Annotated in this window: 12 protein-coding genes; 8 read left to right on the top strand and 4 right to left on the bottom strand. The window is 66.1% G+C overall.

Annotated elements, in window-relative coordinates; translation table 11 throughout:
- Window positions 1-28 precede the first annotated feature (28 nt).
- From galU to DPR14_RS18275, 4 genes are all read left to right on the top strand, one after another.
- The gene (gene galU, locus DPR14_RS18290; RefSeq protein ID WP_158046435.1) at window positions 29-898 is read left to right on the top strand and encodes a UTP--glucose-1-phosphate uridylyltransferase GalU; all 870 of its coding nucleotides are present in this window, start codon (window positions 29-31) and stop codon (window positions 896-898) included.
- Between the two features lie 85 nt (window positions 899-983).
- A complete protein-coding gene (locus DPR14_RS18285) occupies window positions 984-2,339 on the top strand; it encodes a UDP-glucose dehydrogenase family protein (RefSeq protein WP_158046434.1) in 1,356 nt (451 codons plus the stop codon).
- Window positions 2,336-3,721 carry a phosphoglucomutase/phosphomannomutase PgmG gene (gene pgmG, locus DPR14_RS18280; RefSeq protein ID WP_158046433.1) on the top strand — a complete coding sequence of 462 codons (1,386 nt, stop codon included), beginning with the start codon at window positions 2,336-2,338 and terminating at the stop codon, window positions 3,719-3,721. The genes DPR14_RS18285 and pgmG overlap by 4 nt, the downstream gene beginning before the upstream one ends.
- Window positions 3,722-3,843: 122 nt before the next feature.
- Window positions 3,844-4,554 carry an isochorismatase family protein gene (locus DPR14_RS18275; RefSeq protein ID WP_158046432.1) on the top strand — a complete coding sequence of 237 codons (711 nt, stop codon included), beginning with the start codon at window positions 3,844-3,846 and terminating at the stop codon, window positions 4,552-4,554.
- A 252-nt stretch (window positions 4,555-4,806) separates the two neighbouring features.
- Here the strand turns inward: DPR14_RS18275 and DPR14_RS18270 are convergent, their stop codons facing one another.
- Window positions 4,807-6,069 carry a D-alanyl-D-alanine carboxypeptidase family protein gene (locus DPR14_RS18270; RefSeq protein ID WP_211103817.1) on the bottom strand — a complete coding sequence of 421 codons (1,263 nt, stop codon included), beginning with the start codon at window positions 6,067-6,069 and terminating at the stop codon, window positions 4,807-4,809.
- A gap of 202 nt (window positions 6,070-6,271) precedes the next feature.
- Here DPR14_RS18270 and DPR14_RS18265 point away from each other — a divergent pair, with 202 nt between their 5' ends.
- Complete coding sequence (locus DPR14_RS18265; protein ID WP_158046431.1) at window positions 6,272-6,868, top strand: hypothetical protein; 597 nt, start codon at window positions 6,272-6,274, stop codon at window positions 6,866-6,868.
- 63 nt (window positions 6,869-6,931) lie between these two features.
- Here DPR14_RS18265 and DPR14_RS18260 read toward each other — a convergent pair whose 3' ends face one another.
- Window positions 6,932-7,699: a proteasome-type protease gene (locus DPR14_RS18260; RefSeq protein ID WP_158046430.1), complete on the bottom strand. Its 768-nt coding sequence runs from the start codon at window positions 7,697-7,699 to the stop codon at window positions 6,932-6,934.
- Between the two features lie 330 nt (window positions 7,700-8,029).
- Between DPR14_RS18260 and DPR14_RS27485 the strand changes: the two genes are divergently transcribed.
- The 3 genes from DPR14_RS27485 (at window position 8,030) to clpA (ending at window position 11,397) form a co-directional block, all read left to right on the top strand.
- On the top strand, window positions 8,030-8,458 hold the full coding sequence (locus DPR14_RS27485; protein WP_192499017.1) for a phasin family protein: 429 nt from the start codon (window positions 8,030-8,032) through the stop codon (window positions 8,456-8,458).
- A 305-nt stretch (window positions 8,459-8,763) separates the two neighbouring features.
- Window positions 8,764-9,090 carry an ATP-dependent Clp protease adapter ClpS gene (clpS, locus tag DPR14_RS18250; RefSeq protein ID WP_158046428.1) on the top strand — a complete coding sequence of 109 codons (327 nt, stop codon included), beginning with the start codon at window positions 8,764-8,766 and terminating at the stop codon, window positions 9,088-9,090.
- Between the two features lie 6 nt (window positions 9,091-9,096).
- On the top strand, window positions 9,097-11,397 hold the full coding sequence (gene clpA, locus DPR14_RS18245; protein ID WP_158046427.1) for an ATP-dependent Clp protease ATP-binding subunit ClpA: 2,301 nt from the start codon (window positions 9,097-9,099) through the stop codon (window positions 11,395-11,397).
- A 106-nt stretch (window positions 11,398-11,503) separates the two neighbouring features.
- On the opposite strand, the gene DPR14_RS18240 is transcribed toward clpA, so the two are convergent.
- Together DPR14_RS18240 and DPR14_RS18235 are read right to left on the bottom strand one after the other, a co-directional pair.
- A complete protein-coding gene (locus DPR14_RS18240) occupies window positions 11,504-12,190 on the bottom strand; it encodes a hypothetical protein (RefSeq protein WP_158046426.1) in 687 nt (228 codons plus the stop codon).
- Between the two features lie 19 nt (window positions 12,191-12,209).
- The gene (locus DPR14_RS18235) at window positions 12,210-12,752 is read right to left on the bottom strand and encodes a hypothetical protein (protein ID WP_158046425.1); all 543 of its coding nucleotides are present in this window, start codon (window positions 12,750-12,752) and stop codon (window positions 12,210-12,212) included.
- Between the last annotated feature and the right edge of the window lie 5 nt (window positions 12,753-12,757).

Raw genomic sequence — 12,757 nt, 5'->3', positions numbered from 1 at the left:
ATTCCACGCGTAGCGAAAAGAGACACCCATGCGTAAAGCAGTGCGTAAAGCGGTTTTCCCGGTTGCCGGACTGGGCACCCGGTTCCTGCCCGCGACCAAGGCCATCCCCAAGGAGATGCTGCCCCTGGTCGACAAGCCGCTGATCCAGCACGCCGTCGAGGAAGCTCGCGCCGCCGGCATCGAAGACATCATCTTCGTGACCAGCCAGGGCAAATCGGCGATCGAAGACCATTTCGACATCAATGGCGATCTCAACAAGGTCCTCGAGACCCGCGGCAAGCTCGATGCGCTCGAGGCCGTCCAATCGACGGAGATCGGCTCCGGCAAGCTTTTCTACACCCGCCAGCAGCAGCCGCTCGGCCTGGGCCATGCGGTCTGGTGCGCGCGCAAGCTGGTCGGCGACGAGCCGTTCGCGGTCCTGCTCCCCGACGACGTCGTGCTGGCCGGCACCCCCTGCCTCAAGCAGATGGTCGAGGCCTATGACGACGTCGGCGGCAACATCGTCGCCGTCGTGGACGTGCCGCGCGAGCATACGAACCGCTACGGCATCCTGGACGTGGCGTCCGACGACGGCCGGCTGGCCGCGGTTAAGGGCCTGGTCGAGAAGCCGAAGCCCGATGTGGCGCCGTCCACCCTGTCGATCATCGGCCGCTACATCCTCCAGCCGGAGGTCTTCGGCCACCTGGACCGCCAGGAGCGGGGCGCCGGCAACGAAATCCAGCTCACCGACAGCATGGCGCGCCTGATCGGGAACCAGCCGTTCCACGGCCTCCGGTTCGAGGGCACCCGGTACGATTGCGGCGACCGCGTCGGCTTCCTGGAGGCCAACCTGGCGTTCGCGCTGCAGCGTCCCGACATCGGGCAGCTGGTCCGCGAGGCCATCGCCAAGCTGATGTGATCCGATCCCGAACCGATCGACCTGTTGATCCGGCCGGTTTCCGGCCGGCCGTTACATTGAAATATTGAGATAAAGGGCACGGCCCATGCGTATCGCAATGATCGGAACCGGCTATGTCGGCTTGGTTTCGGGCGCCTGTTTTTCCGAGTTCGGCGTCAACGTCGTGTGCGTCGACAAGGACGCCAGCAAGATCGAGCGGCTGAACCGCGGCGAAATTCCGATCTATGAACCGGGGCTCGACGATCTGGTCGCGAAGAACGTCAAGGCCGGGCGCCTGTCCTTCAGCCTGGACCTGGCCGGTTCGGTCGCCGATGCCGACGCGGTGTTCATCGCCGTCGGCACGCCGTCCCGCCGGGGCGACGGCCATGCCGACCTCAGCTACGTCTATGCCGCCGCGGAGGAGATCGCCCGCGGCATCAACGATTACACGGTGATCGTGACCAAGTCGACCGTGCCGGTCGGCACCGGACGCGAGGTCGCGCGCATCATCCGCAAGACCCGCCCCGACGTCGATTTCGGAGTGGCGTCCAACCCCGAGTTCCTGCGGGAAGGTTCGGCCATCGGCGATTTCCTGCGCCCGGACCGGGTCGTCATCGGGACCGACAGCGACCGCGCCCGCGCGGTGATGCGCGCCCTGTACCGGCCGCTCTACCTGATCGAGACGCCCATCGTCATGACCAGCCTGGAGACCGCCGAGCTGATCAAGTACGCGGCGAACACCTTCCTGGCGACCAAGATCACCTTCATCAACGAGATCGCCGACCTGTGCGAGAAGGTCGGGGCCGACGTCCACGACGTCGCCAAGGGCATCGGGCTGGACGGCCGGATCGGCAAGAAGTTCCTGCATCCCGGCCCCGGCTACGGCGGGTCGTGTTTCCCGAAGGACACCCTGGCGCTGGTCCGCACCGCCCAGGATTACGGCTCGCCGCTTCGGATCGTCGAGACGGTGGTGGACATCAACACCAAGCGCAAGCGGTCCATGGCCGACCGGATCGTCGAGGCCTGCGGCGGCGAGGTGGACGGCAAGACCATCGCGGTGCTCGGCGTCACCTTCAAGCCGAACACCGACGACATGCGCGACAGCCCGTCGCTGGACATCCTTCCGGCCCTGCAGGAGAAAGGCGCCGTGATCCGGGCCTTCGATCCGGCCGGACGCCACGAGGCGGAGAAACTGCTGCCCGGCGTCCAGTGGTGCGGCGACGCTTACGAGACCCTGGAGGGGGCTTCGGCCGTGGCACTCCTCACGGAGTGGAACGAGTTCCGCGTGCTAGACCTTAAGCGCGTGCGGGAGTTGATGAAAACTCCGGTTATGGTAGACCTCCGCAATGTCTACAATCCGGATGACATGGAGATGGCCGGGTTCGCCTATACCTGCGTCGGGCGCCCCTCGCGTTTCCGGATCAACAATCGCGAACTGCGCGAGAAGGTTCTCGAGTCATGACTGAAACCCACAAGTTCCACGGTACCGTCCTGCGCGAGTACGATATCCGCGGCATCGTCGGCAAGACCCTGACCGCCGCCGACGCCCGGGCGATCGGGCGCAGCTTCGGCACCGTGGTGGTCAGGGGCGGCGGCGATCGGGTCTGCGTCGGCTATGACGGCCGGCTCAGCTCCGTGGAACTGGAGGCGGCCCTGGTCGAAGGGCTGGTCTCGACCGGCCTGCATGTCGAGCGGATCGGCCTGGGGCCGACCCCGATGCTGTATTTCGCGGTCCGCGACCGCGAGGCCTCGGCCGGCGTGATGATCACCGGATCGCACAATCCGCCTGATTACAACGGCTTCAAGATGATGATGGGCAAGGCTCCGGTCTATGGCCAGGCCATCCTGGAGCTGGGCGAGATCGCGGCCAGGGGCGACTATGCCGTGGGCGAGGGCAGGGCGGAGAAGATCGACGTCCGCGACGCCTATGTCGAGCGTCTGCTGAAGGACTATGACGGCGCCCGCGACCTGACCGTCGCCTGGGACGCCGGCAACGGCGCCGCCGGCGAGATCCTGAAGCGGCTGACGGCCAGGCTGCCGGGCAAGCATGTCCTGCTGTTCGAGGACATCGACGGCAACTTCCCGAACCACCACCCGGACCCGACCATGCCGGAGAACCTGGTGGACCTGCAGCAGGCCGTGGCCCGGCACAAGTGCGACCTGGGCATCGCCTTCGACGGCGACGGCGACCGGATCGGCGCGGTCGATGCCGGCGGCCGGATCGTCTGGGGCGACCAGCTCGTCGCGATCTACGCGTCCGAGGTGCTGAAGACCCATCCCGGCGGCACCATCATCGCCGACGTCAAGGCCAGCCAGACCCTGTTCGACGAGATCGAGCGCCTGGGCGGCAAGCCGCTGATGTGGAAGACCGGCCATTCCCTGCTCAAGGCCAAGATGGCCGAGACGGGCTCGCCGCTGGCCGGCGAGATGAGCGGGCATATCTTCTTCGCCGACAAGTGGTACGGCTTCGACGACGCGCTCTATTGCGGCATCCGGCTGGTGGCCCTGGTCGCCAAGTCCGACAAGACGCTGGCCGAGCTTCGGGACGTGCTGCCGGAGGTGTTCAACACGCCGGAAGTCCGCTTCCAGACCGACGAGGAGCGCAAGTTCGCCGTGGTCAAGGAGGTCAAGGCGCGCCTGGCGGCGAGCGGCGCCAAGGTCAACGACATCGACGGCGTCCGGGTCAACACCGAGGACGGCTGGTGGCTGCTGCGCGCGTCCAACACCCAGGACGTGCTGGTCGCCCGCTGCGAGGCGTTCAGCCCCGAGGGGCTGGCGCGCCTGAAGGCCCTGCTGGTCGAGCAACTCGGCGCCAGCGGCATCTCGGCGCCGGCGGACTTCTGATCTTCCGAAGTTTGCCGTATCCTGCAGGTCGGATAGAGCGAAGCGGCACCCGACAGCCACGCACCGGCCTTGTCGGATGCCGCTTCGCTCTATCGGACCTACGGTGATCAAGGACCATCGCCATGCCGGACACCCTCTTCAGCCGGACCCTTCCCATAGCGCTCGGCCGGTTCGACCCGGCATCCAAGCCCACCGGCCTGGTCATCGTCGACGAAGTCCACGGGTTCTGCACGGTCGGCTGCGGCCCGCTGGCCCCCGCCGCCCCCAATGCCCAGGTCGCCCGGATGGTGGCCGAGACCGTCGCGCTGGCGCGCCGGTTCGAGGCGGCGGGATGGCCGACCCTGGCCTTCCTCGACACCCATGTCCCCGGCAAGCCCGAGCCGCCCTATCCGCCCCATTGCGAGATCGGCACCGGCCAGGAGAACTTGGTGGGCGAACTGGAGTGGCTTGCCGATTCTCCCAGTGCCACGCTGATCCGGAAGGACTGCATCAACGGTTTCGTCGGCGCGATCGAGCCGGACGGCCGCAACCGCCTGCTGGACTGGATCACGGGGAACCGGCTGAAGGCGGTGCTGGCGGTCGGCATCTGCACCGACATCTGCGTGATGGATTTCGTGCTGACCCTTCTGTCGGCGCGTAACCACGGCATGGCCGGGGATCTGGAGGACATCGTGGTCTACGAGCCCGGATGCGCCACCTACGACCTGCCCCTCGCCGTCGCCCGAGACTTGGGCCTGCCCGACACTGCGGCCCATCCCCAGGCCGAGACCCACCATATGGGCTTGTACGCCATGGCGTCCCGCGGCGCCGTGCTGGCGGGTGAGCTGGACTAGTGGCTCGGCACAGTGGTTTTGATTGATTTATCGTAGGTCGGCCTCGGCCGAAGGCCGACGCCGACAGCGTGGCCGGAGCGTTGACGCAGGGCGTCGTCGTTCGCCCTGACGGGCGAAGGCCGACCTACGGCACTCCGCTCCGCCGAACGTCATCAAAAACACTGTGCAGGACCACTAGTCTTCCGGCCGAGACATTTTGCTCCAAGCGTCGGGCCGTGGCCCAACGCATCGCAGAACATCGAGCGGGGACTGTCACAGCCCCTGGGGCGCCACCATGATGCAGTCGTCGCCGGCCCGCTCCAGGCTGGCGCAGACGTTCCGCGCTGTGGTTTCGTCCAGGCCCATAAGGCGGGCGCGGAACAGGCGGCCGGATCCCGTCGTCACCTGGATCATCTGCGGATAGGCCTGGGCGAGCAACGAGGGCAGGCGGCGGCTCACCGTGTCGAGCGCCTTGCGGCCCGCGCCGGCGTCGCTGAAGGCGCCGACCTGCACGCCCCAGACGGCGGTCTCGGCCACGACCGCGCTGCCGGCCGCGCCGAGCGGCGGGCTCACGGTGGCGGCCAGCGTCGCGAGGTCGGAACTGTCGACGACCTCCTCCAGGCTGGCGACCTCCACGTTGCCGCCGGCGGTGTCCGGCTTGCGGTTCGGCATGGCGGGCGCGCGGAGCGAAGCCACCAGCGGCGCCGGCGTGCGCGGCGTGGCGAAGCCCTGGTCGAGCAGTTCCGCCAGATGGGCGTCGCGCCATGCCGGCGTATCGCCCCCCATCACCACCGCGATCAGGCGCCGGTCCTGGCGCACCGCCGATGCTGCGAGATTGAAGCCCGATGCCCGGATATAGCCGGTCTTCAGCCCATCCATGCCCTGGTACGCGCCCATCAGGCGGTTATGGTTGGGATGCTCCACGCCGCGATAGGTGAAGCTGGCCCGGCTGAAATAGGGATAGTACTTGGGATGGTCGCGGATCAGGGCGGAAGCCAGGGTCGCGAGGTCGCGCGCGGTCGAGACCTGCCGCTCGTCCGGCAGACCGTGAGGGTTGCGGAACCTCGTCTGCATCATGCCGAGCCGGCGTGCCTTCTGGTTCATCATGGTGGCGAACCGACTTTCCGAACCGCCGATCCCCTCGGCCAGCACCATGGCGGCATCGTTTGCCGACTTGGTCACCAGCGCCAGGATCGCATGCTCGACCTTGATCCGCTGGCCGGGCTTGAGGTCCAGCTTGGTCGGCGGCTGCGACGCCGCCTTGCGGGACACCGTCAGGCTCTGCCCGAGCTTGATGCGCTTCTTCTCCAGCGCCTCGAAGGTCAGGTAGAGGGTCATCATCTTGGTCAGCGACGCCGGATACTTGGGGTCGTCGGCATTGGCCCGGTACAGGACCTCCCCGTTCCCGGCATCGATCACGATGGAGGCATATCTCGATTGCGCCAGTGCCGGGTCCGCCAGGGGGCCGATGAGGAAGAACGACAGGGCCAGGACGAGCAGGGTGAGAAAGCCCGGTCGGCGGGACTGATTTGACACGGCGGAGCCCCCAATACACCTTCTGAACAAACCTTTCGCCGGATGGTAAGTTCGTGTCGAATCAATGTCTACCGTCCTTTCATCAAGCGGTAGTCTCGGCGGAGTCCCGAACCCGATCCCAAAAGGATGAGGCGGTGGCGCACCGGAAGATTGTCGGGTGCCGCTATCGTCCCTCTCCGCAGGCGGTGGTATATTGTCCGGTATGCGCCTGCCTCCGTTCGGTCCGGCCGCCGCGGCCCTCGTCCTGTTCGGTCATGTCCTGACCGGATGCGCCTCGTTCGGCCCGGACGGGGATGACGGCGCACGAAAGCTCACCTGGTTCAGCTACGTGAACGGGGAGGATCTGCGGGCCCAGTGCTCCGTCGAGGCTCCCGACCGCTACCGTCTGATCTACAACGCCCAGGCCAGCGCGCAGCTCAGGACCTACGAGGTGCATGGGGAGGGCGACGACATGCGCTCCGGCCAGCGCGGCGGAGCCGTGGTGGAAGCGCGCGAGATCCCGGCGGCCGACCTGTCGCGCCGCCAGCCGGAAGAAGCCCTGGGCAACGGCGAAAGCGCCGCCTCCCGCATCCGGCTGTCGCCCGAACAGTTCGACTGGCTGACCCGAAGCCTCGCCGACAGCGGCGTGTTCGACACGCCGCTGCGGGGGTTCCGGACGCGACCGGGCGGGGTGCTCTGGCTGGCCAGCGGCTGTCACGACGGCGCCTATTTTCTCACCGCCTTCTCCAACCCAGCCGAGCGGCTTGAAATCATCGACGGACGGACCGCGGCGGAAGCGTTGTCGGGGCTGCTTCGATAACTCGGCGGAAGGGCGAGCTTGTGCTCGACCGGCCCCGGGGCGCCGCCTCGGCCCCCCGGGAGGCTATTCCCGGTCGTCGCCGCCGACCACCGCCAGCGTCGGCTGAGGGGCGGGCATCAGCTTGTCGATCCAGGGGCCGTCCGGCATGCGCTGGGCCAGGTCGGTCAGGTTGCGGTTCCACCACTGCCGCTGGTCGACCAGGTCGTCATAGTCGAACTGGGCCTGGCGCCAGTTGCTGTCGCTGTTGGTCATCGTCACCATGTCGATCGGGAACCCGACGTCGGCCGAGCTGAAGCGGGTCGAGTCGAACGACAGGTACGCCAGTTTCAGCGCCGTCTGCATGGACGTGTCGTAACGAAGCGCCCGGTCCAGGATCGGCTTGCCGTAGGCGGTCGCCCCGATCGAGAGGTAGGGCGTGCGCTCGTCCACCTCTATCCAGTTGCCTTCGGGATAGACCAGGAACATGGTCGGCTCGCGGTCGTCGGACAGCCGGCCGCCGATGATCGCGTGAAGGTTGAAGTGCAGCTTGCTGGCCTCCAGGGCCTCCTTGTCCTCCGCGGCGACTTGCCGCAGACAGGCGGTGAAGGCGCCGACCGCGTCGAGCATGCTGGAGAATGTCTCGGTCGGACGCTTGGACATGTCGCGGCGCAGATACGCCAGCGTCTTGTCGCGGACGCTGCGCAGGCCCGAATTCATGATGAAGAAGCGATGGCCTCCCGACCCCATGATCGTGACCTTGCGGGCCGCCGAAAGCTGGGAGCCGCTGGTGATGCGCCCATCGGACAGGCCGATCAGGCCATCGCGGGTCTTGATGCCGAGGCAATAGGTCATTTCCGGTAAATCCAAAGGCGAAGAGGCGACACATCCTGTCACGCCGCAGGTTCCGCCACAAGCGCGGTTCCCGACCGGCGACCGACCATGCCGGGTCTTGGTGAATACCCCATTAACGAGACCGCGGCGGGTTCCGGCAGTGTTATTGTGCACTGCAACAAAACCGTTGACGCCGTCCTGAAAATGCCTATAGTAAGGGCATTGCTGCAGTGCAGCATGAAAGTTCGGAAGCCTGACGCAAGCATACACGAAACCTTGCCGCGACCCTCCGATGGAGTCGGTGGCGGCCCGATGGAGTCGGTGGCGGCGACCAACCGAAAGGAAGTCCAAATGGCCACGACCCCGACCTACGAGCAGTTCGCGACCGTCTCCAAGGAGCAGTTCGAGAAGGCATCCGCGCAGATCGCCAAGGGTTACGAGGAATACACCACCTTCAGCAAGGCGAACGTCGATGCCCTGATCCAGGCGGGCACCGTCCTCGCGAAGGGTTTCGAGGAGCTGAGCAAGCGCACGCTGGCCTACTCCCAGTCCTCCCTGGAGAGCGGCGCCGCCGCCGGCAAGGCCGCACTGGGCGTCAAGACCGTCCGCGACCTGGTCGACCTGCAGTCCAGCTACACCAAGTCCACGCTCGACACCGCGCTGGCCGAAAGCGCCAAGATGTCGGAGCTGTCGGTCAAGGTCGCCAACGAGGCGTTCCAGCCGATCAACGCCCGCCTCAACGCCACCATCGAGAAGCTGGGCAAGCCGCTGGCGGCGTAACCCGGGAAAAGTTTCGGAACGGCGCCAAGCTTCGGCGGCGCGCCGCATCCCGCGGAGTCGAAACGTGAACGGCCCGGCGGTCCAGAGTGACCGCCGGGCCGTTCGCGTTCGGAACGGCCGGTCCGTCGGACCTGTTTCGAGGGCCAGGGCATTTCGATTATTGCGCGAGGTCGGGTCCTTGGGAACAATTCTCAGGAATCCTTCCCCCCGATGTGGATTTGGCGCAAGACGCCTCTTCCAAGCGCGTCCGGAAATCTCATATGATTGTCGGAGGATGTCCATCGCGATGATTGCTAAATTTGCCCATGGCCGACAGCGACAAGCACGGGGACGAGGGGACCGTGACGGGAGTGGTCGTCAAGGCCAAGCCCAAGACGAAGAAACCCTCTATGTACAAAGTTCTAATGCTGAACGACGACTATACTCCGATGGAGTTCGTCGTTCTGGTGTTGGAGCGATTCTTCAACAAGAACCGCGAGGAAGCCACGCGCATCATGTTGCACGTGCATCGGCGTGGCGTCGGCATCTGCGGAGTTTTCACCTACGAGGTAGCCGAAACGAAGGTCACCCAGGTGATGGACTTTGCCCGCCAACACCAGCATCCTTTGCAATGCACCCTGGAGAAGGATTAGCCCGGCATGCTCTCGCGTAATCTCGAGCAATCGCTGCACCGAGCCTTAGCCTACGCCAACGAGCGCCGTCACGAATACGCCACGCTTGAGCATCTCCTGCTCGCGCTCACGGAAGACCAGGATGCGGTAGCCGTCCTGCGGGCGTGCGGCGTGAACCTCGACAAGCTGCGCTCGGAGCTTGGCGAGTACCTCGACAACGAGCTTTCGAATCTGATCACAAACCGTCCCGAGGACGCGAAGCCGACTGCCGGCTTCCAGCGGGTGCTGCAGCGGGCGGCGATCCACGTACAAAGTTCCGGTCGCGAAGAAGTGACGGGAGCGAATGTGCTGGTGGCGCTGTTCTCTGAACGCGAGAGCCATGCGGTCTATTACCTGCAGGAGCAGGAAATGACCCGGTTCGACGCGGTGAACTATATTTCTCACGGGATCGCGAAGGCGCCGGGCCGCAACGAAACGAAGCGGGTATCAGGAGCTGACGACGACGCTGCGGCGGAGAAGGTCGTGAAGAAAGGCACTGAAGCTCTCGAGGCATATTGTGTCAACCTCAACAAGAAGGCGGCCAGCGGGAAGATCGATCCGCTGATCGGGCGGGAGCAGGAGGTCGAGCGGACCATCCAGATCCTGTGCCGCCGCTCCAAGAACAACCCGCTTTACGTGGGTGATCCCGGCGTCGGCAAGACCGCCATCGCCGAGGGCCTGGCCCGCCGGATCGTCCATGGCGAAGTCCCGGACGTTTTGGAGAACGCGACCATCTTCTCGCTCGACATGGGATCGCTGCTGGCCGGCACCCGGTACCGCGGCGACTTCGAGGAGCGGCTGAAGGCGGTCCTGTCCGAACTCGAGGCGATGGAAGGCGCCATCCTCTTCATCGACGAGATCCACACCGTGATCGGTGCCGGTGCGACCTCGGGTGGTGCGATGGACGCGTCCAACCTGCTGAAGCCGGCGCTTGCCAGCGGCGCGCTGCGGTGCGTCGGTTCGACGACCTACAAGGAATACCGCAACTACTTCGAGAAGGACCGGGCGCTGGTCCGGCGCTTCCAGAAGATCGACGTCAACGAGCCGTCGATCGAGGACGCGGTCAAGATCCTGCGGGGCCTGAAGCCGTACTACGAGAAGTACCACCGGATCCGCTACACCAACGAGGCGATCCGTTCGGCGGTCGAACTGTCGGCGCGCTACATCGGCGACCGCAAGCTGCCGGACAAGGCCATCGATATCATCGACGAGGTGGGCGCCGCCCAGATGCTGGTGCCGGAGTCGCGGCGCAAGAAGACCATCTCGGTCAAGGACGTCGAGGCGGTGGTCGCCAAGATCGCCCGGATCCCGCCCAAGAGCGTGTCGCGCGACGACCGCGAGGTGCTGCTGAACCTGGAGCGCGACCTGCGCACCATGGTGTTCGGCCAGGACAAGGCGATCGAGGCCCTGTCCTCGGCGATCAAGCTGGCCCGTGCCGGCCTGCGCGATCCGGAGAAGCCGATCGGCAACTACCTGTTCAGCGGCCCGACCGGCGTCGGCAAGACCGAGGCGGCTCGCCAGCTCAGCATGACGCTGGGGATCGAGCTGATCCGGTTCGACATGTCCGAGTACATGGAGCGGCATACCGTGTCGCGCCTGATCGGCGCGCCTCCCGGCTATGTCGGGTTCGACCAGGGCGGCCTGCTGACCGACGCGATCGACCAGCATCCGCACGCGGTCCTGCTGCTCGACGAGATCGAGAAGGCCCACCCGGACCTGTTCAACATCCTGCTGCAGGTGATGGACCACGGCAAGCTGACCGATCACAACGGCAAGACGGTCGATTTCCGCAACGTGATCCTGATCATGACCACGAACGCGGGCGCCTCCGACATGGCGAAGCCGGCGATCGGGTTCGAGCGGTCGGCCCGGGTCGGCGAGGACATGGAGGCGATCAACCGGATGTTCACGCCGGAGTTCCGCAACCGGCTGGACGCCATCATCCCGTTCTCCGCGCTGTCGCCGGAGGTCATCAGCCTGGTCGTCGACAAGTTCGTCATCCAGCTGGAGGCCCAGCTCACGGACCGCGGCGTGACGATCGAGCTGACCGACGAGGCCCGGGAGTGGCTCGGCAAGAAGGGCTACGATCCTCTCTATGGCGCCCGGCCGCTCGGCCGCGTGATCCAGGAGAACATCAAGAAGCCGTTGGCCGAGGAACTGCTGTTCGGCAAGCTCGCCAAGGGCGGCACCGTCAAGGTGACCGTGGTGGACGACAAGCTGACCTTCACCTATCCCGATCCGCCTCCGACGGACAACGAGGAGGAGAAGGTTCCCGAGATGGTGGGATGACGCCTGCCGGTCCCGGCCGGTCTCGAAAGCCAGGTATCGGCGCGCACTTCGGTGCGCGCCGATTTCCTTTCATGGGGCACGGCAGGCGCTTCCGGGTGCCCCGCGATCAGCACAGGGCGGCGGGAACCAGGTCGATGTTCGCCGTCGTCCATTTGCGTGCCGATATCAGGAAGTGCCAGCAGTCGGCGCTCAGGCTTTCCAGTTCCGCCAACCTCCTGGGCAGGGTGGATTGCCTGGACGCGGCGCGGAGTTCGGCATGGGTCCGCACGGCGCTGATGCCCCTGCGGTCCACCGCCTCCGGTGGGTCGGGGAGCCGGCCGAGACCCAGCAGGGTGCGGAGGAGCCAATCCGTTTCGGTCTTCCAGACCAGCTTGTAGACGAGTTCGGCGGAGGCCGTCCCCAGGCCCAGCCGCTGCATCGTCGGCTCGTTGTCGGTATTCGTGGAAAGTGCCTGCCAGACCTGGGCGACATGGTAAACCATCATGGCTCCGGCGAAGGCCAGCATCGTCCCGTCCAGGCGCTGCCTTTCCGCGACCTCAAGTCCCTGGGAGATGCGCGCGAAGGCTTCCAGCGCGACCACCGAGGAGAAGGCCGGCTTGACGCCCATGATCCGGCAGAAGCCGGCGGTCCGGCCGGCGTTCGGCAGGTTCAGCAGCGTGACGGTGGAATCGATGGCGGTCTGGGACCATTTCTTCTGGAGTTCCTCCTTGCGCGCCGACAGTTCGACCACCCGGGCACGGTTGTCGCGCGCGACGCCGGTGGCTGCGCAAGCCAGCGCGTAAGCCCATTTCACGGCTTGATCTTCGCGGATTTCAGGGCGGGGCTGCTTCATGTCGGCACCGGTCGCTCAGCTCAGGCGCTGGTCGGGAGCGCGGGGTCGAACCGCAGGGCCCGCGCGAGGACGTTGTCGGGATCGTCCAGATCCGGGTCCGGAAGGCCGAACAGGCGCATCGCGGTCGAGACGAAGACCGCTTCGTCGGTCGTGGCCGCCCCCGGCGCAGCAGCGCTTCCTGGAAGGATCGGACCAGCGCGGGGGAGCCGCCGCAATCCTCCAGCCAGTCTTCGAGACGGCACCACCGCTTCCAGAGTTCTTCGAGCGCCAGGGCCGCGGCAGCCTGCGGATCGCGGGTCCGGACGGTCCGGGTCAGGATGTGGCTGACGGTCACGACCTGACGGCAGATGTCGTTGTCGAGCCCGGCCCCGATCTGGCCGAACCCGGGCGATTCGATGTCGCCCGCCGCCGCGCCGGCGACTCCGCCGATCAGGATCTCATAGAAGGCGTCAAGCATGCCGCGCTCTTCGGGAGCGATGGCTTCGATCACGTCGAAGGCGAGGTCTCGTGTCAGGTCGGGCATGGGAC

The sequence above is a fragment of the Skermanella pratensis genome (assembly GCF_008843145.1).
Classification (GTDB): domain Bacteria; phylum Pseudomonadota; class Alphaproteobacteria; order Azospirillales; family Azospirillaceae; genus Skermanella; species Skermanella pratensis.
The sequence above is the reverse complement of the archived record's forward strand: the minus strand, read 5'-3'. Positions and strand labels throughout refer to the sequence as shown.